This is a genomic window from Arthrobacter sp. YAF34, from assembly GCF_052113245.1.
Taxonomy (GTDB): domain Bacteria; phylum Actinomycetota; class Actinomycetes; order Actinomycetales; family Micrococcaceae; genus Arthrobacter.
In genome coordinates this window covers 77,675-99,924 of record NZ_JBFRCV010000001.1, presented here as the reverse complement: position 1 = coordinate 99,924, position 22,250 = coordinate 77,675, and the positions used below count along the sequence as shown (strand labels likewise).

The 22,250-nt window shown below is 67.9% G+C and carries 21 protein-coding genes; 3 read left to right on the top strand and 18 right to left on the bottom strand.

Annotated elements, in window-relative coordinates:
- Positions 1–90: 90 nt before the first annotated feature.
- The 15 genes from nusB to AB4Y72_RS00420 all read right to left on the bottom strand — a co-directional run bounded on the left by nusB (position 91) and on the right by AB4Y72_RS00420 (position 14,754).
- Positions 91–501, bottom strand: a complete 411-nt coding sequence (nusB, locus tag AB4Y72_RS00490) for a transcription antitermination factor NusB (RefSeq protein ID WP_441424217.1) — start codon at positions 499–501, stop codon at positions 91–93.
- Positions 501–1,064 (bottom strand): elongation factor P, encoded by a 564-nt coding sequence (gene efp / locus AB4Y72_RS00485; RefSeq protein WP_056739180.1) that lies wholly within the window; start codon positions 1,062–1,064, stop codon positions 501–503. Before efp ends, nusB begins: the two co-directional genes overlap by 1 nt.
- 154 nt (positions 1,065–1,218) lie before the next feature.
- On the bottom strand, positions 1,219–1,737 hold the full coding sequence (locus tag AB4Y72_RS00480) for a tetratricopeptide repeat protein (protein ID WP_441424216.1): 519 nt from the start codon (positions 1,735–1,737) through the stop codon (positions 1,219–1,221).
- Positions 1,737–2,828, bottom strand: a complete 1,092-nt coding sequence (gene aroB, locus AB4Y72_RS00475; protein ID WP_441424215.1) for a 3-dehydroquinate synthase — start codon at positions 2,826–2,828, stop codon at positions 1,737–1,739. The genes AB4Y72_RS00480 and aroB overlap by 1 nt, the downstream gene beginning before the upstream one ends.
- Positions 2,828–3,409 (bottom strand): shikimate kinase, encoded by a 582-nt coding sequence (locus AB4Y72_RS00470; protein ID WP_441424214.1) that lies wholly within the window; start codon positions 3,407–3,409, stop codon positions 2,828–2,830. Before AB4Y72_RS00470 ends, aroB begins: the two co-directional genes overlap by 1 nt.
- A gap of 89 nt (positions 3,410–3,498) precedes the next feature.
- A complete protein-coding gene (gene aroC, locus AB4Y72_RS00465) occupies positions 3,499–4,698 on the bottom strand; it encodes a chorismate synthase (RefSeq protein WP_441424213.1) in 1,200 nt (399 codons plus the stop codon).
- Positions 4,699–4,724: 26 nt separating this feature from the next.
- Positions 4,725–5,669 carry a shikimate dehydrogenase gene (locus tag AB4Y72_RS00460; protein WP_441424212.1) on the bottom strand — a complete coding sequence of 315 codons (945 nt, stop codon included), beginning with the start codon at positions 5,667–5,669 and terminating at the stop codon, positions 4,725–4,727.
- The gene (gene mltG, locus AB4Y72_RS00455; RefSeq protein WP_441424211.1) at positions 5,666–7,468 is read right to left on the bottom strand and encodes an endolytic transglycosylase MltG; all 1,803 of its coding nucleotides are present in this window, start codon (positions 7,466–7,468) and stop codon (positions 5,666–5,668) included. Before mltG ends, AB4Y72_RS00460 begins: the two co-directional genes overlap by 4 nt.
- Positions 7,465–8,049: a Holliday junction resolvase RuvX gene (gene ruvX / locus AB4Y72_RS00450; protein WP_441424210.1), complete on the bottom strand. Its 585-nt coding sequence runs from the start codon at positions 8,047–8,049 to the stop codon at positions 7,465–7,467. Before ruvX ends, mltG begins: the two co-directional genes overlap by 4 nt.
- 28 nt (positions 8,050–8,077) lie before the next feature.
- Entirely contained in the window at positions 8,078–10,756 is a 2,679-nt protein-coding gene (gene alaS / locus AB4Y72_RS00445) for an alanine--tRNA ligase (protein ID WP_441424209.1), read from the bottom strand.
- Positions 10,757–10,928: 172 nt separating this feature from the next.
- Complete coding sequence (locus tag AB4Y72_RS00440) at positions 10,929–11,195, bottom strand: DUF6167 family protein (RefSeq protein ID WP_441424208.1); 267 nt, start codon at positions 11,193–11,195, stop codon at positions 10,929–10,931.
- A gap of 21 nt (positions 11,196–11,216) precedes the next feature.
- On the bottom strand, positions 11,217–11,591 hold the full coding sequence (locus AB4Y72_RS00435; protein ID WP_441424570.1) for a DUF948 domain-containing protein: 375 nt from the start codon (positions 11,589–11,591) through the stop codon (positions 11,217–11,219).
- Positions 11,592–11,769: 178 nt separating this feature from the next.
- Positions 11,770–12,396 carry a 30S ribosomal protein S4 gene (gene rpsD / locus AB4Y72_RS00430; protein WP_091251848.1) on the bottom strand — a complete coding sequence of 209 codons (627 nt, stop codon included), beginning with the start codon at positions 12,394–12,396 and terminating at the stop codon, positions 11,770–11,772.
- A 186-nt stretch (positions 12,397–12,582) separates the two neighbouring features.
- Positions 12,583–12,981 (bottom strand): cupin, encoded by a 399-nt coding sequence (locus AB4Y72_RS00425; protein ID WP_441424207.1) that lies wholly within the window; start codon positions 12,979–12,981, stop codon positions 12,583–12,585.
- Positions 12,982–13,257: 276 nt separating this feature from the next.
- Positions 13,258–14,754, bottom strand: coding sequence for a replication-associated recombination protein A (locus AB4Y72_RS00420; protein WP_441424206.1), 1,497 nt, complete (start codon positions 14,752–14,754; stop codon positions 13,258–13,260).
- A 65-nt stretch (positions 14,755–14,819) separates the two neighbouring features.
- Between AB4Y72_RS00420 and AB4Y72_RS00415 the strand changes: the two genes are divergently transcribed.
- On the top strand, positions 14,820–15,467 hold the full coding sequence (locus AB4Y72_RS00415) for an acVLRF1 family peptidyl-tRNA hydrolase (protein WP_441424205.1): 648 nt from the start codon (positions 14,820–14,822) through the stop codon (positions 15,465–15,467).
- A gap of 93 nt (positions 15,468–15,560) precedes the next feature.
- Here the strand turns inward: AB4Y72_RS00415 and AB4Y72_RS00410 are convergent, their stop codons facing one another.
- Complete coding sequence (locus AB4Y72_RS00410; RefSeq protein WP_441424204.1) at positions 15,561–16,403, bottom strand: GNAT family N-acetyltransferase; 843 nt, start codon at positions 16,401–16,403, stop codon at positions 15,561–15,563.
- A gap of 101 nt (positions 16,404–16,504) precedes the next feature.
- On the bottom strand, positions 16,505–18,289 hold the full coding sequence (gene aspS / locus AB4Y72_RS00405) for an aspartate--tRNA ligase (RefSeq protein WP_441424203.1): 1,785 nt from the start codon (positions 18,287–18,289) through the stop codon (positions 16,505–16,507).
- Between the two features lie 125 nt (positions 18,290–18,414).
- On the opposite strand from aspS, the gene AB4Y72_RS00400 reads away from it, so the two are divergent.
- The gene (locus AB4Y72_RS00400) at positions 18,415–19,764 is read left to right on the top strand and encodes an APC family permease (RefSeq protein WP_441424202.1); all 1,350 of its coding nucleotides are present in this window, start codon (positions 18,415–18,417) and stop codon (positions 19,762–19,764) included.
- 9 nt (positions 19,765–19,773) lie between these two features.
- Here AB4Y72_RS00400 and hisS read toward each other — a convergent pair whose 3' ends face one another.
- Positions 19,774–21,117 (bottom strand): histidine--tRNA ligase, encoded by a 1,344-nt coding sequence (gene hisS / locus AB4Y72_RS00395; protein ID WP_441424201.1) that lies wholly within the window; start codon positions 21,115–21,117, stop codon positions 19,774–19,776.
- 276 nt (positions 21,118–21,393) lie between these two features.
- Between hisS and AB4Y72_RS00390 the strand changes: the two genes are divergently transcribed.
- Positions 21,394–22,200 (top strand): peptidylprolyl isomerase, encoded by an 807-nt coding sequence (locus AB4Y72_RS00390; protein ID WP_441424200.1) that lies wholly within the window; start codon positions 21,394–21,396, stop codon positions 22,198–22,200.
- Positions 22,201–22,250 lie beyond the last annotated feature (50 nt).

The following is a 22,250-nucleotide window of genomic DNA, read 5'->3' as shown; positions in this document are numbered from 1 at the left end:
CAGCCCGGCATAACCGGACTCCACACAAAAGGACCGCCTCCGCCGTGCGGCGGGGGCGGTCCTTGTGCGGAACATGGTTGCTGACCGGGCTCAGGCCAGCAGCGAGGGCTTCAGCTGCTGCAGCCGGCCGAGCAGTCCGTTGATGAACGCCGGTGACTCATCCGTGGAGAGCGTCTTGGCCAGGGCCACGGCCTCACTGACGGCCACCCCGTCCGGGACGTCGTCGTTGTAGAGCAGTTCCCACGTGCCGATCCGCAGGATGATGCGGTCCACGGAGGGCATGCGCTCCAGGGTCCAGCCCTGCGAATACGTCTCCAGGAATTCGTCGATCGCGGCCTGGTGCGACACCACGCCCTCGACGATTTCGAGGGTGTACGGGTTGACGATCTGGTCTGTCTGCTCGCGGCGGGACTTCAGTACGTCGAAGGCCGAGGCCGAGCGCTGCTCGGCTTCAAAGAGGACATCGAGGGCCCGGTTCCGGGCCTTACCGCGGGCACTCACTAGTCGTTGACCCGGCCGAGGTAGCTGCCGTCGCGGGTGTCGACCTTGACCTTGGTGTTGTTCTCCACGAAGAGCGGCACCTGGATCTCGTAGCCGGTTTCGAGGGTGGCGGGCTTGGTGCCGGCCGAGGAGCGGTCGCCCTGCAGGCCCGGCTCCGTGTAGGTGATCTCGAGAACGACACTCGGGGGCAGCTCGATGTAGAGCGGGTTGCCCTCGTGGATGGCGATGTTGACCATCTGGTTTTCGAGCATGAAGTTGGTGGCGTCGCCGACGGTGGCGGCCGGGACGGTGAGCTGGTCAAAGTCCGAGGTGTCCATGAAGACGAAGTCTGCGCCGTCCTGGTACAGGTACTGGTAGTCGCGGCGGTCCACCGTAGCGGTCTCGATCTTCAGTCCGGCGTTGAAGGTCTTGTCGACCACCTTGCCGGACATCACGTTGCGCATCTTGGTGCGCACGAACGCGCCGCCCTTGCCGGGCTTGACGTGCTGGAACTCGATGATGTTCCAAAGCTGGCCCTCAAGCTTGAGGACGGTTCCGTTCTTGATGTCGTTCGTGGTTGCCACAGTATCCTCTTCGTTTCTATCTGATTCGTTCGGCCGGTGCTATCGACCTGACGCCATATGCCGGGCCGGCATGCCGATCGGCCCGCCAGCGCGTGTTTGTCAAAAATCCAAGTTCTATTCTACCGGTTTCCGCGGAGAGCTCGCTGACGGGGGCTCAGGACTGCTGCTCCAGCACTTCCCGGGCCCGCTGCAGCGCCACCGCGGAGGCGTAGATGAGGGCCGCGTCGGCGGCGCCGGCCACGCGCAGGTCCAGGGCCTTTGCGAAGGACTCGACGGCGGCAGCCACGTTGCCGCCGGCGAAGTAGGACCGGCCAAGGTGCTGGCGGACGGCCGCCTCCTCCAGGGTGCCTTGGGTTTCGGCGAGGAGCTGGCGAAAGACCTCGACAGCACGGTCGAAGCGGTTCGAAACGCGCAGCACGTCCGCCTCGAAGATGCGCAGCCGCAGCGAATCGGGATCCTTGTAGCGGGCCTCGGCGAGGAGCTCGGCGGCTTCGGCCGCGTGCCCTTCGACGAGGCGGACCAGGATCAGGTCCCCGGGGTCCGTGGAGGCCGCCAACGCCTCGGCCACAACCTCGTCGTTGACGATCTGGGGCATGAGGCTCTGCGGGTTGATCCGGACCCCGGGAAATCCCGCGTCCGGCCACTCGCTCGTGCCGCCCTTGACCATGTTCATCAGGAGGCAATCTCCTGGTAGGCCGCAAAGAGCAGCGACGTGTCGGGGACATCGAGGATGCCGGGACGGCCGACGCCGTCGAGCACCACGAAGCGCAGGAGGTCACCGCGGGACTTCTTGTCCCGGCGCATGCCGTCCAGGAGGGCCTGCCAGCGATCACGGCGGTAGGTGATGGGCAGCCCCAGGCTTTCAAGGATGCTGCGGTGCCTGTCGGCGTCGGCATCACTGAGCCGGCCGACGCTGCGGGCAAGCTCGGCCGCGAACATCATGCCCACGGAGACGGCCGCACCGTGCCGCCAGGAATAACGCTCGGCGAGTTCGATCGCGTGCCCCAGGGTGTGGCCGTAGTTCAGGATCTCGCGCTGGCCGGTCTCTTTCAGGTCCTCGGAGACCACCCGGGCCTTGACGCTGATGGCGCGTTCGATCAGTTCCCGGAGCACGTCGGAGCGGGGATCGGAGACCGCGGACGGGTCTTTTTCGATCAGCTCGAGGATGGCCGGGTCGGCGATGAAGCCGCACTTGATGACCTCGGCCATGCCGGAGATGATCTCGTTCTTCGGCAGGGTTTCCAGCGTGTCGAGGTCCACGAGGACGCCCGCGGGCGGGTGGAACGCGCCCACCAGGTTCTTGCCCTCCGCCGTGTTGATGCCGGTCTTGCCGCCCACTGAGGCGTCGACCATGCCGAGTAGGCTCGTGGGCATGTGCACGACTTTGACCCCGCGCAGCCACGTCGCGGCAACAAAGCCGGCGAGGTCCGTCACCGCGCCGCCGCCGACGGCGACGATCGCGTCGGAGCGGGTGAAATCGTTCTGCCCCAGGACCTGCCAGCAGAAGGACGCCACCTCGATGTGCTTGCCTTCTTCGGCGTCGGGGATCTCCGCGGTCAGGGCGGTGAAACCGGCAGCGGCCAGCTCTTCCCGGACGGTGTCTCCGGTGAGCCGGAGCGCGCGGGGATGGATGACCAGGACGCGCTTGACGCGTTCGCCCAGCAGGCCCGGCAGGCTTGCCAGGAGGCCGCGGCCCACCACGACGTCGTAGTTCTCAACGGGCGTCTGCCCGGTGACTTTGATGACGGTTGATTCGGTACTCACTATTCAACTTCCTTTGTCGCCGCTGGCGCGGGCACGGCAGCGGTTTTCGCCGCGGCATACTCCCCCAGCGCATCTTCCAGCCGGTGGGCCAATTCCGGAACGCTGCCGCTCCGGACATCGAGAACGAGGTCCGCGAGCCGTTCGTAGACCGGCTGCCGGGTGGCGAACAGGCTCCGCCACCGGCCCATGGCGTCGCCGGCCAGCAGCGGCCGGCCCGAGTTCCTGGCGATGCGCTCCGCCACGGTGTCGGCGTCGCATTCGAGGTACACCACGGTACATCGGGCCAAGAGCTGCTGTGTACCGGAGTCGAGGACGGCCCCGCCGCCGAGCGAGATGACGGCGTGGCCGCGTTGATCCCCTTCGATGGCCTGCGCGACGGCGCGGGCCTCCATCTCACGGAAGGCATGTTCGCCCCGGCTCGCGAAGATCTCGGCGATTGTCCCGTGCTGTGCCACCACGACGGCGTCGGTGTCCACGAAAGTGCAGCCCAGATGCTGCGCGAGCTGCTGGCCGATCGCCGATTTACCCACGGCCATCGGGCCGATCAGGACGATGGGGCCGAGGTCTACTGCCGCGGGCATGACGGCGGGCTCCGCCGCGGGCGTCGCCGTCGCGGGCCTTGCTGCGGGCGTCGCCGCCGCGGAGGGCTCTTCGTTGTTCCCGGCCGGCACTACTGGCCGATCGAGTCCAGGGACGCCGGAATATTGTCCAGGTAACCCTTGATGTTGCGTGCGGTCTCCTGCACGGAGTCACCGCCGAATTTTTCCGTGACCGCTTCGGCCAGCACCAGGGCCACCATGGCTTCGGCCACCACTCCGGCGGCCGGGACCGCACAGACGTCAGAGCGCTGGTGGTGTGCCTTGGCGGCCTCCCCGGTGCTGACGTCAACGGTCCTGAGGGCGCGCGGCACCGTGGCGATCGGCTTCATGGCGGCCCGGACCCGCAGGACATCGCCAATGCTCATGCCGCCCTCGATCCCGCCCGCGCGGTTGGACGTGCGGATGATCTTGCCGTTCGAATCCTTGACGATTTCGTCGTGGGCGGCCGAGCCGCGGCGGGCAGCCGTGAGGAAGCCGTCGCCAACCTCAACGCCCTTGATGGCCTGGATGCCCATGAGGGCCGCGGCCAGGCGCGAGTCGAGCCGCCGGTCCCAGTGGACGTAGCTGCCGAGTCCCGGCGGGAGGCCGTAGGCGAGCACCTCGACGACCCCGCCGAGCGTTTCGCCTTCCTTGTGGGCCACATCGACCTCAGCCACCATCGCGTCCGAGGTTTCGCGGTCAAAGCAGCGCAGCGGATCGGCGTCGAGGGCCAGGACGTTGTCCGGTACCGGCAAGGGCCGGCCTTCCGGCACGGCGACACTTGCGATGGACACGGTGTGCGAGACGAGTTCGATTCCAAGCTGTTTGAGGAACGCTGCGGCGACCGTGCCCAGGGCAACCCGGGTTGCCGTCTCGCGGGCGCTGGCGCGCTCCAGGACCGGGCGGGCCTCGTCGAAGCCGTATTTCTGCATGCCGGTGAAATCGGCGTGGCCGGGCCTGGGCCGGGTGAGCGGGGCATTCCGGGCCTGGTCGGCCAGGATTTCCGGGGCGACGGGATCGGAGGACATGATCTGTTCCCACTTCGGCCACTCGGTGTTGCCGACCTGGATGGCGACGGGGCCGCCCTGGGTCAGGCCGTGGCGGACGCCGCCGAGGATCGTGACCACGTCCTGCTCGAACTTCATGCGGGCGCCGCGGCCATACCCGAGCCGCCGGCGGGCCAGGGCCTCGCTGATGTCGTCGCTGGTGAGTTCCACACCGGCGGGCACGCCTTCGATAATTCCGACCAGTGCCGGGCCATGGGATTCTCCGGCAGTCAACCAACGCAACATACATTCCATCCTGCCATGTCGGGAGCTTAGAACACCCGTCGGGGCGCCCCGACTGCGTCACACATCACATCTATGACTTCGGCGGGCAGGGCCTCGCCGAGTCCGGTGAAGAGCCGCACCTGCTCCACCGCCTGGTAGAGCAGCATTTCAAGTCCCGGAACCACGGTTCCGCCCGCTTCCTGCCAGACGCCGGCGATCCGGCTGGGCCAGGGATCGTAGGCGACGTCCAGGAGCACGCCCGGGATGCAGACAGTTGGCGTCTCCAGCCCTCGCGCGCGGAAATCCGGGGGCATTGCAATTGAAGGCATCACCGCCAGTTCGCTCGCAAGTTCCCCGGCAAGGGCGTCTGCCGCGCGTGGCGGCAGCGTGGAGATGACGACGTCGGCCGCGGCGACGGCGGCTGCCGCGCCGGCCAGGGGCAACACGCGGACGGGCAAACCCACGGCCGCGGAGGCCGCGCGGGCCTCCGCGGCGCGGCTGACATCGCGGACGAACACGTCCGCGGACACGGCACCGAGTTCCTTGAGGGCAGCGACGGCGGCCGCCGCCGTTCCGCCCCCGCCGAGGACCGCCGCAGTGGGCGCCGAGCCAGCTCCCGCGTGCCGGAGTGCGTTGACGATGCCGGCCACGTCCGTGTTGTACGCGACCAGCCGGGTGTGGTCACCAGTGTTGCCGTCGGATTCGAAAGCAACCGTGTTGACGACCCCGAGCGCGCGGGCCACCCCACGGACCTGGTCCACCTCAGCGACCATGGCGGACTTGAGCGGCATGGTCACCGACAGCCCCCGCCAGGACCCGTCCGTGCGCGCCTCGTTCCGGACCTGCTGCATGAATGCCGGCAGTGCGGCCTCCGTGACGTCGACCGCGGAGTAGGCGATGTCCACGCCCAAGTGCGCGTAGGCGGCGCGGTGCAGCGCTGGCGACTTCGAATGGCTGATGGGATGCCCGAGCACGGCAGCCCGCAGCGTCATACGCAGCGTCCGGGGTTGGCCGCGCACCACGCGTTGTACTGCTCCACGTAGCCGAGGTGTTCAGCCAAGGTCTTGGAGAACTTGGTCTCCTTGGTGTCCAGGTTGATGGTGACCCAGTAGAGGTAGCTGTTGGTCTTGGGCTTGGCGGCGGCATCGATGGCCGTCTTGCCGGGCGAACCGATGGGTCCGGCGGGCAGGCCCTTGTTGGCGTATGTGTTGTACGGGTTCGACTTGTCAGCCTTTTGTGCGTCGTCGATGTGGAAACTGTGGATGCCCAGGCCGTAGGTGACCGTGGCATCGGACTGGATGAGCCCGTTGGTCTCGGTGTTGTTGGGCTTGAGGCGGTTGTAAATCGCGCCGGCCACATCGCCGTAGTCGGCCTGGCCGCCCTCTGCCTGGACGATGCTGGCGACCGTGACGATGTCGTATTGCTTCGCGGGGTCGCTGACGCCCTGGGCCTTGAGTTCACCCAGGGTGGTGCCGACAAGCTTCTGCAGAATGTCCTTGGCGGAAGACCCTAGCGGGAACCGGTATTCCCCCGGGGCCAGGTAGCCCTCAAGGTTCTTGGCCTTGGCCGGGAGGCCGAACTGAGCGGGCTTATCGCTGAGCGCCTTCAGATCGGAAGCCGAGATTCCGGTGCCGTCCGAAATTGCCTGCAGGGATTCGCTGATCCGGAGCCCGGCGCTGAGCGCAAAGTACATGACCTTGGCCTTGTCCTTGTTCAGCAGGATGGCCACCGCATCGGAGTTCTTCATTTCCTGGCGCATCGTGAAGCTGCCCGGGCTGAGGTCTCCGCCGGAGGCGGCAAATTCCTTGAGGAACGTGTCCGCGTTGGCCACCACCTTCTTGGATTCCAGCTCGGTGGCCACGGACTTCGGTCCCGCTCCGGGTTCCACCGTGATGGTGACATCCCCTGTACCCGGGCCCGGATAGTCGGCCAGCTTGTCCCCGCCCAGGAGGGGCTTGAGGAACTGTGCGCCCACGGCGACGGCTACGACGAACACGGTCAGCGTCAGCACCAAGGCCAGGAAGCGGCGGCGGCGCCGGGTCTTCTTGGAGGGACCCTTGTCATAGCGGACGGCTCCGGCCATCAGTTCGTGGCTGGGTTCGTCGTGGTATTCGGCCTCCGGGTGCGCCAGGACGTGGTGGTCCCCGGCGTCCTCGTAAAGTTCGTGGGCCTGGTCATCGGGGTGCAGTGCATCGGGGTGCAGTGCATCAGCATGCAATGCATCGGAGTGCAGTGCGTAGCCCTCGTGCGGGGCGGCACCGTGCGCAGCCCCGCGGTTAGCGGCTGCATAGCTGTGATGGCCTGCCGCCGCGTAGACGGCGTCATCGTGGACCGGCTCCTGATGGGCCAAGTCATCATGGACCGGCTCCTGGTGGACCGGCTCGTCGTGGACCGGCTCCTGGTGGACCGGCTCGTCGTGGACCGGCTCGTCGTGGCGAGGGATGATCTGGGTGAAGTCGTCGCGGGCCGGCTCGTCGGCGGCGGCGACGTCCTGCACGGTTTCCTCGGGGTCCTCGTGCACAGTCGGGGCAGCCTCGGGGAGTTCGGGGGCCGTTTCGGGGCGTTCCGGTGCGGCCTGCGGCAAGTCGCTGCCAGCGGGCCCCGGTGCCGGGGCGGGGGCGGGGTCCGCCGTCGGAACATCCTGTCCCGTCTCGAATGCCTGCGGCGGGATCACGCTGTGTCCCTGCGTCGCCAGGAGTTTTTCCCGGGCCCGGATCTCTTTGCGCGTCAGCGGTCGGCCGGCACCACTAAGGGCATCACCGGAGGAGTCGTCACTGTTGACCGGGCTCACTGTAGCCTTCCATCTTCTGAAGAGTGCGTCTGTACTGCCGGGCCGGTCTGTGCGCCGCCTCCGGTCGGCCCCGGCGCAGACTCCGCGTACACGCGGTTTCCGACCTCCGTTCCCCTGGCCTTTTGCATATCAATCGCATGCTGCAGAATACCTGCCGCCGCAACCTGATCAACTACTGTACGGTGATTCCTGCTGCTCATGCCAGCTTCGTGCAAGTTGCGGTGTGCCGTCACTGTGCTAAGCCGCTCGTCAATCAGACGCACCGGCACGTCGCTTCCGGCGTCCTGCAACGACCGGACCAGCAGGAGGGCGTAGTCCGCAGCCATCCGCGCCGAGGCGTGCTCTTCACCCTTCATGGTGCGCGGCAGGCCCACGAAGATCTCTACCGCGTGCAGCTCGGCGGCCAACGCGGCCAGGATACGCACATCAGTGTTTTTCTTCACGTTCCGCTGCAGCGTGCGCAGCGGGGTCGCCAGGATTCCGTCGGGGTCGCTGAGGGCAACACCCACGCGGACGGTGCCGACGTCCACCCCGAGCTTCACACCCCGGGGATAGACGCCGGCCACAGCACCGTCAGTCATACAGCACCTTCAGTCATGGAGGATCCGCTTATCGCCGGGTAATGGCGTCCACGACGGCGCTCAGGGCAGCACCGACCTTGGCGGCATCCGTGCCGCCGCCCTGGGCAACGTCGTCCTTGCCGCCGCCTCCGCCGCCGAGCACACCGGCCGCCAGGCGGACCAGTGCACCGGCCTTCACCCCGGCGGCCCGTGCCGCTTCGTTGGTGGCGATCAGGATCACAGGACGGTCGTTGCTGACGCCTGCGACGGCGACGGCGGCGGCCTCGGAGCCGAGCCGGGTCCGCAGGTCCAGGGCCAGGCTGCGCAGGTCATCCGCGCCGCTGACCTGGCCGGCGTCGTGGGCAATGACTTTCACGCCGGCGGCATCCTTGGCCGTTCCCGCCAGCTGGGCGGCGGCAGCCGTCAGCTGGGCCTTGCGCAGGCGCTCAAGCTCCTTTTCCGCGGTCTTGAGCTTGGTCAGCGTGCTGGCGATCCGTTCCGAGAGGAGCCCGGAGGGAACCTTGAGCATTTCGGTGAGTTCGGTGACCAGGGCGCGCTCCGCGGCGAGGTGCCGGAAGGCGTCCATGCCCACGAAGGCTTCGACGCGGCGGTTTCCCGAACCCACGGACTGTTCGCCCAGCAGGGACAGGCTGCCGATCAGCGAGGTGTTTTCGACGTGGGTGCCGCCGCAGAGCTCGCGTGACCAGGCGCCGTCGATCTCCACGACCCGTACCTCGTTGCCGTAGTTCTCGCCGAACAGGGCCATGGCGCCGAGGGCCTTGGCCTCGGCGAGCCCCATGAGTTTGGTCTCCACCCGGAAGTTATTGCGGATGGCGATGTTGGAGACTTCCTCGATCTCGGACCGGGTGGCGGCGCTCAGGCCCTCGCCCCAGGCGAAGTCGAAGCGCAGGTAGCCGGCCTTGTTGAAGGAGCCGCGCTGCAGGGCCTCCGGGCCGAGGATCTGGTGCAGGGCCGCGTGCACGATGTGCGTGCCGGTGTGCGCCTGTTCGGCCGCGTGGCGGCGTTCGCGGTCGACGGCGGCCTGGACGAGGGAGTCAGCACCGATTTCGCCTTCGCGGACAATCGCCTTGTGCACGCTCAGGCCCTTGACGGGACGCTGCACGTCCAGGACCTCGACGACGAAGCCGTCGCCGGTGATGAGCCCGGTATCGGCCGCCTGCCCGCCGGCCTCCGCGTAGAACGGTGTCTCGGCCAGGACCAGTTCGATTTCCTCGCCCGTGGAGGCCTGTGCGACCTTCCGGCCCCCGGCCAGGATGCCGCGGACCTTGGACTCGCCCTGCAGCTCGGTGTAACCGGTGAAGACGGTCTCGCCCTGGGCCAGGAGCTCCTGGAACGCGCTGAGGTCGGCGTGGGCGCCCTTCTTGCCCTTGGCATCGGCCTGGGCACGCTGGCGCTGTTCGAGCATGAGCTTGCGGAACTCGGGCTCGTCAACTTTCAGCCCGGCCTCCTCGGCCATTTCCAGCGTGAGGTCGATCGGGAAGCCGTAGGTGTCGTGGAGGGCGAAGGCGTCGGTGCCGGAGAGCGGCTGGCCGGCGGACTTGGATTCCTTGACGGCGTCCTCCAGCCGCGCGGTGCCGGAGGCGATGGTGCGCAGGAAGGCCTTCTCTTCGGCGTAGGCGATCCGGCTGATGCGCTCGAAGTCGGTTTCCACGATCGGGTAGACGCCCTTCATGGCGTCCCGGGAGGCGGGCAGCAGGTCCGGCAGGCACGCTTTTTCGACGCCGAGCAGGCGCATGGAGCGCACGGCACGGCGGATCAGGCGGCGCAGCACGTAGCCGCGGCCCTCGTTGGAGGGGGTGACGCCGTCGGCGATCAGCATCAGGGCCGAACGGATGTGGTCAGCCACGACCCGCATGCGCACATCATCGGTGTGGTGCGGGTCCTCGGGCGTCTCGGCCGAGGTGTATTCCCTGCCCGAGAGTGCGGCGGCCTTGTCGATGACGGGCCGCACCTGGTCGGTCTCATACATGTTCTCGACGCCCTGCAGGATCATCGCGAGCCGTTCCATGCCGAGGCCCGTGTCGATGTTCTTCTTGGGCAGCTCGCCGGTGATGTCGAAGTCCACCTTGGACCGGACGTTGTCGATCTGGTACTGCATGAAGACGAGGTTCCAGATCTCGATGTAACGGGTCTCGTCAGCGAGCGGGCCGCCCTCAATGCCGTAGGCGGGACCCCGGTCATAGTAGATCTCCGAGCACGGCCCGGCCGGCCCGGGCTGGCCGGTGGACCAGTAGTTGTCCGCCTTGCCCATCCTCTGGATGCGTTCGGCGGGGACCCCGGTGTTCTTCAACCACAGCTCTTTGGCTTCGTCGTCCTCTTCGTAGACGGTGACCCAGAGCCGCTCAGGCGCCAGTCCGTAGCCGCCGTCGTCCACGCTCGTGGTGAGGAGCTCCCACGCGAACTTGATGGCGTCTTCCTTGAAGTAGTCGCCGAAGGAGAAGTTGCCGCACATCTGGAAGAAGGTGCCGTGCCGGGCGGTCTTGCCGACTTCCTCGATGTCACCGGTGCGGATGCACTTCTGCACGCTGGTGGCCCGCAGGTAAGGGGCCTCTTCACGGGCGGTGAGGTACGGGATGAACGGGACCATGCCGGCCACTGTAAACAGCAGGGAGGGGTCGCTGGAGACCAGGGAGGCGGAGGGCACGGCGGTGTGTCCCTTGCTGACGAAAAAGTCGATCCAGCGCTTGGTGATCTCCTGCGACTTCATGAGCTGATTTCTTACCCTTCAATATGCACTGCGTTGTGGGTCCCGCGTCTGTACCGCGCGGAACAAGCTGAGGTCCGGCACCGCTCCGGCCCTGTCATTCCAGGACTCTTGTGGGGAGGTGCCGACATGCCGGCGCCCGTGAAGGGCACCGTACTTACTAATTCTCTCCCGGCTAGCGCCGGACTGCATCCCGGCGGGCCAGCATGCCGCCGGCACCTGCCTCGATGGTCGTGTCGATGCCGAGGGCCGCGCGGAGTTCGGCTTCCCGCTCCCCCATGCCTTCCCGGACGGCGTCCGCGAAATCGTACACGCCGTCCGCGAGCCGTCCCACGGCCCGGTTGAGTCCCTCAGGACCCAGGGCGGACTGGGCGTCGGTGATCTTGCGGAACGCGATGACGCCGATTGCGACGCCGATTCCCATCCAAATGATTCTGTTCATGATCAGGTTCTCCCGGAGGGCTTAGCGGCTGCGGCGGCCGGTGGCGGGCTTTTTGCGGCCGGCGAAAGCGGATCGTATGCCGTAGCTGAAGGCAGCCACCTTGATCAGCGGCGAGCCCATGGTGGCGGCCATGAGCGAGGACAGTGCCGAAATGTTGGCGGAGGCGTCCGAGACGTTGGAGGCGATGCCGTCGACCTTCTTCAGTTGCTCGTTGGTGGTGGACACCGTGGCCGTCACTTCGTCCATGAGCGGCGTGGCGCCGTCGCTGATCGAGCGGATGGAGGTCCGCACTTCGTCAAACACTCCCCCGAGCTTCAGGATCGGCACGGCGAGCAGCAGGACCAGCAGTGCAAACACTCCAGCCGCGATCAGGCCGGCAATATCGCCACCAGACATAGACACTCATCTCCTTGAACTGCAGGTGATACCTGCTCGTTGCGTCGGGTTCCGACGGTTTTCGCCGGTAGTTGAATCCGGCAAGCAGAGCCTGCTTACGGGGAACTCCCCCAAGTACCTTACATACAAAGAAGCCCGCGGCGCTTGCCACGGGCTTCTTTGGAGGTGTTGCCTTTGATTAGCGTGCGTAGAATTCCACGACGAGCTGCTCTTCGCAGGTCACGGGGATCTCGGAACGCTTGGGGCGGCGCACCAGGCGGGCCTGCAGGGCGTCAAGCTTGACGTCCAGGTAGGCCGGAACCATCGGCAGGACGTCGCGGTGAGCGCCGGCTGCTGCAACCTGGAACGGAGGCATGGTCTCGCTGCGGCTGTGAACGTGGACCAGCTGGCCCTCACCGACGCGGAAAGACGGGCGGTCAACGCGGATGCCGTCAACGAGGATGTGGCGGTGCACAACCAGCTGGCGGGCCTGGGCGATGGTGCGGGCGAAGCCGGCACGCAGCACGAGGGCGTCGAGACGCATTTCGAGCAGTTCGATCAGGTTTTCACCGGTCAGGCCCTTGGTGCGGCGTGCTTCTTCGAAGGCACGGGTCATCTGGGCTTCGCGGATGCCGTACTGGGCGCGCAGACGCTGCTTTTCGCGCAGACGTACGGCGTAGTCGGAGTCCTGCTTCTTGCGGGCACGGCCATGCTCACCGGGGCCGTACGGGCGGCGCTCCATGTACTTGGCGGCCTTGGGGGTCAGAGCAATGCCGAGTGCACGCGAGAGGCGTGCGGTACGGCGAGCACGAGTGTTGTTAGCCACTTGTGTCCTTCCAATATCTGCGGTGTGTCAGTGTTACTGGCCTCCACGATGGAGAGCATCGGCCAACCGCTGCCTTTTGCTACTGGGCACAGGGCAACCCTCATCGAATCAGAAGTTTCAATGGATTGTGCGTCCGTGCCTTGCCAGACAACGAACTAGCCTACCATGATCCGGCGGACGGCCCCGTCAGATGCGTGCGTGCACGCCCCGGCCGGCCCTGCGCACGAATGACGCCGCGCCCAGGAATTCCACGGCCACGAACGGCTCCTCGCCCACGACCCATTCGTCGTGGCCCGGCGGAATCGCGTAGGTGTCATTGGCGTGGATCATGGAGCGCAGCCCTTCGGATGTCTCGACTTCCATCGCACCCGAAACGCAAAAGCCCAAATGATGGTGCAGGCAAACGTCGGTCTGCTCGTACGGTTTCGTGTCCGCAGACCACCGCCAGCCCGGGCCGAGGATCAGTCTGGCGACCGAGTAGTCGTTCACGGTGCACAGATCGAATTCAGCCTTGTCCGGGCACCGTTTCCTGTCCGGCACATCGAAGGACTTGACTGCCATGGCGGTAACGCAATTGATGGTCATGGGACACTACCTGAGGACGGGGCGGGGATGCTCGCGCTGGAGAACCTGGGATGAAGCGAAGCCGGCTGCCGTTGCGGGGTCCGGGTACGTGAGCCGGCGGGGTGAGCCGCGCTGTCCCCTGCGCCGCACGAACAGCCAGCAGATCCGTGCTGGCCAAAGTTTCTCTTTCCACGTTAGACCTCTTGGCCCGCGTGTCAACGGCAGGTTCCGGCACCATGGGACCGCGGCGGACCCGCCGCAGGTCGGGGGCAATCGGGGCAGAAAATCAGGCGGAGCTCACGTGCCGCGGATGATTTTCCTGAGCCGCTCGAGCCGGGTGGAGATGTCGCGTTCGGCGCCGTTGGCAGTGGGTTCGTAGTAGTTGCGGCCCACGAGGTCGTCCGGCGGGTACTGCTGGGTGGCGACGGCGTGCGGCGCGTCGTGGGCGTATTTGTAACCCTGGCCATGACCCAACTGTTTTGAGCCCGGGTAGTGGGCGTCGCGCAGGTGGGCCGGGATCCCGTTCCCGAGCCCGGCCCGGACGTCGGCGATCGCCTGGTTGATTCCCATATACGCGGCGTTGGACTTCGGCGCGGTGGCCAGGTGCACCACAGCCTCGGCGAGGATGATCCGGCCTTCCGGCATGCCGATCAGTTGGACGGCTTGGGCCGCAGCGACGGCGGTCTGGAGCGCCGTCGGGTCCGCCATGCCGACGTCCTCGGCTGCGGAGATCACGATCCGGCGGGCCACGAACCGCGGGTCCTCCCCGGCCTCGAGCATGCGGGCCAAATAGTGGAGCGCGGCGTCGACGTCCGAGCCCCGGATCGACTTGATGAACGCACTCGCGACGTCGTAGTGCTGATCCCCGGCCCGGTCGTAGCGGACCGACGCGACATCCAGGGCCCGCTCCGTGTGCCGCAACTGGATCATGACGGGCTTCTGCGCTCCAGCGCCGGCGGCTGACTCGGCTGCGGCGGTGTCGGCTGCGGCGGTGTCGGTTGCGTCAATGTCGTCCGCGTCCCCGAAGGCGACGCCGGCGGCCGCCTCGAGGGCCGTCAGCGCACGGCGGGCGTCACCGCCGGAGAGCCGGACAAGGTGTGCCAGCGCTTCGGGGCTGAGCTCGGCTTTGCCGTTCAGACCGCGGACATCCGTGACGGCCCGCTGGAGAAGGCCCTCGACGTCGGCGTCGGTCAGCGGCTTGAGCGTCAGCAGCAGGGAGCGGGACAGCAGCGGGGACACCACGGAGAACGAGGGGTTTTCCGTGGTGGCCGCCACGAGGACCACCCAGCGGTTCTCGACGCCGGGCAGCAGCGCGTCCTGCTGGGCCTTGTTGAAGCGGTGGATCTCATCGAGGAACAGGACGGTGGTGGTCTTGAACAGATCCCGCGCGGTCAGGGCCTGGTCCATCACCCGGCGGACGTCCTTGACGCCGGCGGTGATGGCGGACAGTTCGACGAACTTGCGGCCGGGACCCTTGGCGATCACGTGGGCAAGGGTGGTCTTGCCGGTGCCGGGGGGACCCCACAGGATCACCGAACTCGGCCCGGCCGGGCCGGTCGCGTCGGAGCCGGCGGCCAGTTGCCGCAGCGGGGAGCCCTGGCCGAGCAGGTGCTGCTGGCCCACCACGTCATCCAGGGTGCGCGGCCGCATCCGGACGGCGAGCGGACTCCGCGGCGACGCCTCGCCGGCCGCGGACCGGGCGCTGCCGGAGTGGTCGGCGCCGCCGTCGCCGTTTCCGCCGACGTCGTCGCTTCCGTCGGCATCGTCCCGCCCTGCGCCAAAGAGATCATCCACATAGATAGGCTACTTCTAGTTCCTGTCCGCCCTGACACCCTCACCCCCGCAACGGAGAGCCCGCCATGCCCAGCCCCGAGTCCCGTGTGGCCTTCGTCTCCGGCGCCCGGCTGCCCGGGTGGGTGGAGCGCTTCGCCGCAAGCCATGGCGCCCTGCGGGAAGATGAGCTCAACGCCGGATTGCAGCTGAGCGCCGCGGACGGTGCAACGGCGCTGCTGCAGGCGCCCTGGCCCGTCGACGGCCGGCCCGGGCGCGGCAGCGACGCGGTGTCGCGGCTGGCCGCCCTGGCCGGGCAGCCGCGGACCGTCGGTGCAGTGCTGGTCCGCCGCGGCGGCTATTCGGTGGCCGTAGTCCGCGGCGGCGCGGTGCTCGCGTCCAAGACCGGCACGCGCCACGTCCAGTCACGGACGGCCGCCGGGGGCTGGTCCCAGCAGCGTTTCGCCCGGCGACGGGCCAACCAGGCCGATGCCCTGGTGGAAGCGGTCGCGGAGCACGCCGGCAGGATCTTCGCAGAGCACCGGATCGAATACCTGGCGCCGGGCGGGGACCGGACGCTGGCCGATCAGGTACTCGCCGAGCCGGTACTGAAGCGCTACGCCGGCCTGCCCCGGCTGGCGTTCCTGGACGTCCCGGATCCGCGCGCCGCGGTCCTCAAGAGGGCGGCCGCGGAGCTGTGCTCGGTGCGGATTCTCGTGACGGATCCAGCACCGTAGCCTCCGGGCCCGTCCCGGAAGCGTCCCGAGACGCGCATCAGGCGCCAGTTCCTAGGTGCCGGGCCGGAGCCATTCTGTCGACGGCCACAACCTTCAACAGCCGGTCAGGTGCCGCTTCGGCCGTTCCTGACGGTAGAGGTACCGGCAAGCTTCGCGGAATCCGGCGCGTGCGTACAGCTCACGGGCCCCGGCGTTGGACGCCAGCACCAGCAGCCAGTACCCCGTCACGCCCCGAGCCTCGCCCTCACGGAGAAGCGCCCGGACAATCCGGCCGCCGTAGCCACGCCGCCTGGCATCCTGCCGCGTCGCCATGCAGTACAGGCCACCCCAGCCGGTGCCGCCGTGCTCGGCGCCGGGCAACGCGAGCCGTGCGACGGCGGCAGGCACACCGTCGTCGTCCCGGATCAGCGCGTACGCGGCCGGGCACCCTGCCAGGATGCCGCGGGCCACGGCGAGCTCGGCCGCTCCTCCGCGGCCGTCGACGCTCCACCACAGCTCCAGCCACTCCGCCGACGGCTCGGCCGAGATTTCCACGGCGGGGTCCGGGTCGCCGGAGTCCGCGACGGGCCCCGCCCCGGGTTGATGGACCAAGACCAGGGTTTCCGACTGCCGGGTGAACCCTTCGGCATCGAGCAGCGCGCTGAGCGCAGCGCAGCGCGGGGCGTCAAAGATCTGGAAGATCACGGGAAGCCGGCGCTTCCGGTACCAAAGCCGCGCCTCCCGGAGCGAAGCGATCAGCCGGTGCGGGTCCTCGCCGGGATCCCGCGGCCAGACCGAGTTGGCGCGCTGGGTCACGCCGGCCGCGGCCCGCAGGACCCAGCCGCCGGATTCCTCCCGGTCGGCGGCGGGCCACGCGCTATCCATCAGCGCCTCGAGCGCCGGGATGGCTTTGTGATCTACGTCGACGGCCGTTGCGGGGTGCGGGATCAGGTCCATCGAGGTTCTCTCCGTCCGGAAAAAATGCGGCTGATCATGACAGCAGCAGGGGCTCCCCGGTTGCCCGGGAAGCCCCTGCTGCTCATGCTGATGCGTCCAGCTTAGTTCTTGCCCTCTTCAGGCTTCTTGGCCTCGGGCTTGAAATCGACGCCGGCTTCCTTGCGCTGCTGCGCCGTGATGGGGGCAGGGGCCTGGGTCAGGGGGTCGTAGCCGCCGCCGGACTTCGGGAACGCGATGACGTCGCGGATGGACTCCACGCCGGCCAGCAGGGCGACAACCCGGTCCCAGCCGAAGGCGATGCCGCCGTGCGGAGGGGCGCCGAACTTGAAGCCCTCCAGGAGGAATCCGAACTTGGTCTGGGCGTCTGCCTTGTCCAGGCCCATGAGCTCAAAAACGCGCTCCTGGACGTCGCGCTCGTGGATACGGATCGAGCCGCCGCCGATTTCGTTGCCGTTGCAGACGATGTCGTAGGCATAGGACAGCGCCGACTCGGGATCCTGGTCGAACGAGTCCATGAACTCGGGCTTGGGCGAGGTGAAGGCGTGGTGCACGGCGGTCCATTTGCCGGCGCCGACCGCGACGTCACCGGACGCGACCGCTGCGGCGGCAGGCTCGAACATCGGCGCGTCAACCACCCAGCAGAACGCCCAGTCGGAGGGGTTGATCAGGCCGGTACGGTGGCCGATCTCCACGCGGGCCGCGCCGAGGAGGGCACGGGACGGGGTCTTCTCGCCGGCGGCGAAGAAGATGCAGTCACCGGGCTTGGCGCCGACGGCGTCGGCCAGGCCGGCGCGCTCGGTGTCGGTGAGGTTCTTGGCGACGGGGCCGGCGAGTTCGCCGTCTTCCTTGTAGAGGACGTAGGCCAGGCCCTTGGCGCCGCGCTGCTTGGCCCATTCCTGCCAGGCGTCGAGGGCGCGGCGGGCCTGGGAGGCGCCGCCGGGCATGACCACGGCACCGACGTAGGGAGCCTTGAAGACGCCGAAGTTGGTGTCCTTGAAGAACTCGGTCAGCTCGGTGAGCTCGAGTCCGAAGCGCAGGTCCGGCTTGTCCGAGCCGTAGCGGGCCATGGCGTCGTGGTAGGTGATGCGCTGGATCGGCGTCGGGATCTCGACGTCGATCAGCTTCCACAGCGCCTTGACGATGTTCTCGCCGAGACTGATGATGTCGTCCTGGTCCACGAAGCTGGCCTCGATGTCCAGCTGCGTGAATTCCGGCTGGCGGTCGGCGCGGAAGTCCTCATCGCGGTAGCAGCGGGCGATCTGGTAGTACTTTTCGAAGCCGCCGACCTGCAGCAGCTGCTTGAACAGCTGCGGGGACTGCGGCAGCGCGTACCAGGAGCCCGGCGCCAGGCGTGCCGGGACCACGAAGTCGCGGGCGCCTTCCGGCGTCGAACGGGTCAGCGTGGGGGTCTCGATCTCCACGTAGCCGTCCTGGTGGAGCAGCTCGCGGGCCACCCGGTTGGCCTCCGAGCGCAGGCGCATGTTGCGGGCGGGGCCGGGGCGGCGCAGGTCCAGGTAGCGGTGCTTCAGCCGGGCTTCCTCGCCCACTTCAACGTGCTCGTCGATCTGGAACGGCAGCGGGTCCGAGGTGTTGAGGACGGTGACCTTCTCGGCCATGACCTCAATCTCGCCGGTGGGCAGTGCCGGGTTCTCGTTGCCCTGGGGGCGCTGGGACACCGTGCCGACAATCTGCAGCACGTACTCGTTGCGCAGGCCGTGGAAGACCTCTTCCTCGCGGACCACCACCTGGGCGACGCCGGACGCGTCGCGCAGGTCAACGAATGCGACACCACCGTGGTCACGACGCCGGCCGACCCAGCCGGCGAGGGTTACGGTTTGTCCAATGTGCTCGGAGCGAAGGGATCCGAGGTCATGTGTGCGCAGCACAGCATTCCTTTCAGCGGAAAACAAGAGTCGTATTCACAAAAAATCGTGTTCAAAAGTGGTGTTCAATGGGATCGCTACAGGAACGATCCCGTTCGAGTTTACCCGTTGGAAAGGCCCCTCCCGCCATGGCAAGTCGGCAGCACGGAACCCGCCCAGGCGAGCCGCCCGGCCAGCAGCGGCTGCAGCGCCGGCTCGGCGTTGTCGATTCGACGGCAATCGGGCTCGGTTCCATGCTTGGCGCCGGCGTGTTCGTCGTTTTTGCCCCCGCCGCCGCCCTGGCCGGTCCCCTGCTGGCTCTCGCCGTGGTGGTCGCCGGCGTCATTGCTTACTGCAACGCCGTCGCGTCGGCGCAGCTGGCCGCCAGGTACCCCGCCAGCGGCGGGACGTATGTCTATGGCCGCCGGCAGCTGGGCGAGTGGCCCGGTTTCCTGGCGGGCTGGGGCTTCGTGACGGGCAAGACGGCGTCGTGCGCGGCGATGGCACTCACGTTCGGGCACTACGTGGCGCCGGCCTACGCCACGCCGCTGGCGGTCGCCGCCGTCGTGGTCCTCACCGGCGTCAACCTGCTCGGCATTACCCGCACCGCGCTGCTGACCCGGATCCTGCTGGCCGTGGTGCTGGCCACGCTCGTCTTCGTTGCCGTGGCGTCCCTGCTGGGCCCGCACCCGGACGGCGCCCCGGCGGTGTCGGCGGCGCCGGCCTATCCTGCGACCGCAGCCGGCGGCGGCTGGGGCGTCCTTCCGGCGGCCGGGCTGATGTTCTTCGCGTTCGCCGGCTACGCGCGGATCGCCACCCTCGGCGAGGAAGTCAAGGACCCAACCCGCACCATCCCCCGGGCCATTTTGGCCGCGCTGGCCGGCGCCTTCGTGGTCTACCTTGGCCTGGCCCTGCTGCTGCAGTGGCACCTGCCCCCTCAGCAGCTCGCGAGTTCGACGGCGCCGCTGCTGGACGCGGTGGCGGTCTCACAGTTCAGCGCCGGTGTGCCCTTCGTCCAGGCCGGGGCTGCGGCCGCGTGCCTGGGCGCGCTGCTGGCCCTGATCACCGGTGTGGGCAGGACCACCCTGGCGATGGCCCGGGAGCGCGACCTGCCCTCCCCGCTGGCCCGGGTGGGAGGCACCCACACGGTCCCGTTCGTCGCGGAACTGGCGGTCGCCGCCGTCGTCGTGGTCCTGCTGCTGAGCACCAACGTGATGACCGTTGTCGGATTCTCCAGCTTCGGGGTGCTGATCTACTACGCCGTGACCAACGCCGCGGCCTTCACCCTGGCCGGCCGGCCCTGGCATGCGCCGCGCTGGCTGAACGTGCTGGGCTTCCTCGGCTGCCTGGTCCTGGCCGTGACCCTGCCGCCGGCGTCGATGCTGGTCATGGCGGCAGTGCTGGCCGTCGGGGTGGCCGGGCGGTTCCTTGTCCTGAAGCTGCGCAGGACTCCCCCGGCCGGACAGGCCGTTCAAGAGAGTCCGTTCAAAGGGAAATAACGGGCGGCACTAGCCCGCGGCGGTAACCCGCACGTGCAGGTCCTCCTCGGCGGGTGTCCACGTGGCCGGGTCGGCGTCGTACTGCTCGCCTGAGCGGATGTCTTTGACCTGGTGCTTGCCCTCGTCGTCAGTGAACCAGACAAACGGAATGCCGCGCCGGTCGGCGAACTTGATCTGCTTGCCGAACTTCTCGGCCTTGGCGGCCACCTCCGTCGCGATCCCGCGGCTGCGCAGCTGCGCCGCGACGTCCTGCGCCGCACTCCAGCTGTCGTCGTTGTTGAGCGTCACCAGGACGGCGGTCGGAACCGAGCGGGAGGCCTTGGCCAGGTCCTGGCTCAGGATCCGTGACACCAGGCGGGTCACGCCGATCGAGAGGCCGACGCCGGGGAACTTGCGGTTGCCCTTGCTGGCCAGGGCGTCGTAGCGTCCGCCGGAGCAGATCGAGCCCAGCTGTTCGTGGCCCACCAGCACGGTTTCGACCACGGTGCCGGTGTAGTAGTCGAGCCCCCGGGCGATGCTGAGGTCCGCGACCACACGGCCGGGCGCACGCTGAATCGCGGCCGCAATGACCTGCTCCAGTTCGCTCAGGCCCTCCTCCAGCAGTTCGTTGCTGACGCCCAGGGCCCGGACCTGTTCCACGAAGGACGTGTCTTTGGTGCGGATGCTCGCGAGCTTGAGGGCGGCCTGCGCCTGTTCGTCGGTGGCGCCGAGTTCTTCCTTGAGCAGCTCGGCCACCTTGGCGGGGCCGACCTTTTCGAGCTTGTCGATGCTGCGGAGAACGCCCGCGGTGTCCGTCAGCCCGAGGCCCGCGTAGAAGCCCTCGGCCAGCTTGCGGTTGTTGATGCGCAGCAGGAAGTCGGGGATGGGCAGGGCGTTCAGCGCCTCGGCGATCACGAGGGCGATTTCCACGTCATAGCGGAACGGCAATTCGCCGTCGCCGACAACATCGATGTCCGCCTGGGTGAACTCGCGGGCCCGTCCCTCCTGGGGACGTTCGCCGCGCCAGACCTTCTGGATCTGGTAGCGGCGGAACGGGAACGCCAGATAGCCGGCGTTCTCCACGACGTAGCGGGCGAAGGGCACGGTGAGGTCGAAGTGCAGGGCCAGGGCGTGGGGGTCTGCCTTGCCGGTTGCCTCCCCCTCATCGTCCTGGAGCCGGCTCAGGCCGTAGACCTCTTTGTCGATTTCTCCCTTGCGCAGCAGCTGCCCCACCGTTTCCACGGCGCGGGTCTCGATCGAGGAGAAACCATGGAGCTCGAACGTCCGGCGCAGCGTGTCCAGCACATGGAGTTCCACCAGCCGCTCCTCGGGAAGCCACTCGGGGAATCCTGACAGGGAGGCTGTGCGTGCCATGGTGAAATTTTCTCCTCTGGTTACTACTGCGGTAACTCGCTGCGTCTGCACTATCTCCGGGCGCAGACGTCTCGCGGCATTCTCTGTCGAAACGTCACGAAGATAGGCGGCAGACCGGCCAGTCGTGCATAAACTGTGTGCGGCAGTCAGTTTATGCGTTCGGCGCCTGCTTCTTCCAACGGGGCCGGCCGGGCGGGGCTGCCGGCAGCTCGCTGCTGTGACCGCGACGGCGCCAACGCCCCGTTGCGGGCACGCAGCCTACAACCAGGAGGACCTTTGGCGGCCAGTTCACGCAACGCACGTGAGGCGAAGCGGCGCGTCCAGCAGATGGAGGCCAGGCGCGGCCTGCGCCGGGACCAGGACAAGCGCCGCAAGCGGGACAACGTTGTGGCCATCAGCGCCGGAACAGCGGCGATCGCCCTGGCCCTGCTCCTGCAACTCACCGTTTTTTCGTCGAACCCGACCGAGGAAGAGTTCGCGGCCGCCCAGGAAGGGCTGACCAGTCCGTCCGCCTCCGCCACGCCGACGGCCGCCGCCACCAATGCCGCCAACATCCCCAAGCCGGACACCGCCAGGGGCAAGACCTTTACCGGGAATCTGGCGCTGAACCGCGGCACGCTGGGCGTGGAGCTGGACGGCACGAAGGCCCCGCAGGCCGCGGCCGTCTTCAAGTCCCTCGCCGACCAGAACTTCTACAAGGGCCTTAGCTGCCATCGGCTGACGACGGCCAAGGACTTTGGCGTCCTGCAGTGCGGGTCCAAGACCGGGAACGGCAGCGGGGATCCGGCCTACACCTGGGGTCCGCTGGAAAACACGCCGCCGGACAACAAGTACCCCGCCGGCACTATCGCCGTGGCCCGGACCAGCGGCAATGCCAACGGCAACGGGACCCAGTTCTTCATTGTGTACAAGGACACCGTCATTCCGGCGGACGCGGCCGGCGGCTACACCGTGGTGGGCAAGGTCACCACGGGGCTCGATGTGGTGAAGAAGATTGCCGCCGCCGGGCTGAAGCCGGGCGCGAACGCCACCGACGGCGCTCCGGCGGAACCAGTCACGATAGACTCGTTCTCACTGAAGTAACCAGCCGCAGCCCCCAGGGCCGTGGTCCCGGTATTTCCCTCCAAGCGAAA

Bases quoted from the DNA above. Each gene is read 5' to 3' on its own strand.
- AB4Y72_RS00480 (WP_441424216.1), bottom strand. From the start codon at position 1,737: ATGAACATGGTCAAGGGCGGCACGAGCGAGTGGCCGGACGCGGGATTT.
- AB4Y72_RS00470 (WP_441424214.1), bottom strand. From the start codon at position 3,409: ATGCCCGCGGCAGTAGACCTCGGCCCCATCGTCCTGATCGGCCCGATG.
- aroC (WP_441424213.1), bottom strand. From the start codon at position 4,698: ATGTTGCGTTGGTTGACTGCCGGAGAATCCCATGGCCCGGCACTGGTC.
- AB4Y72_RS00460 (WP_441424212.1), bottom strand. From the start codon at position 5,669: ATGACGCTGCGGGCTGCCGTGCTCGGGCATCCCATCAGCCATTCGAAG.
- ruvX (WP_441424210.1), bottom strand. From the start codon at position 8,049: ATGACTGACGGTGCTGTGGCCGGCGTCTATCCCCGGGGTGTGAAGCTC.
- alaS (WP_441424209.1), bottom strand. From the start codon at position 10,756: ATGAAGTCGCAGGAGATCACCAAGCGCTGGATCGACTTTTTCGTCAGC.
- AB4Y72_RS00440 (WP_441424208.1), bottom strand. From the start codon at position 11,195: ATGAACAGAATCATTTGGATGGGAATCGGCGTCGCAATCGGCGTCATC.
- AB4Y72_RS00435 (WP_441424570.1), bottom strand. From the start codon at position 11,591: ATGTCTGGTGGCGATATTGCCGGCCTGATCGCGGCTGGAGTGTTTGCA.
- AB4Y72_RS00425 (WP_441424207.1), bottom strand. From the start codon at position 12,981: ATGACCATCAATTGCGTTACCGCCATGGCAGTCAAGTCCTTCGATGTG.
- AB4Y72_RS00415 (WP_441424205.1), top strand. From the start codon at position 14,820: ATGCCCAGCCCCGAGTCCCGTGTGGCCTTCGTCTCCGGCGCCCGGCTG.
- AB4Y72_RS00410 (WP_441424204.1), bottom strand. From the start codon at position 16,403: ATGGACCTGATCCCGCACCCCGCAACGGCCGTCGACGTAGATCACAAA.
- AB4Y72_RS00400 (WP_441424202.1), top strand. From the start codon at position 18,415: ATGGCAAGTCGGCAGCACGGAACCCGCCCAGGCGAGCCGCCCGGCCAG.
- hisS (WP_441424201.1), bottom strand. From the start codon at position 21,117: ATGGCACGCACAGCCTCCCTGTCAGGATTCCCCGAGTGGCTTCCCGAG.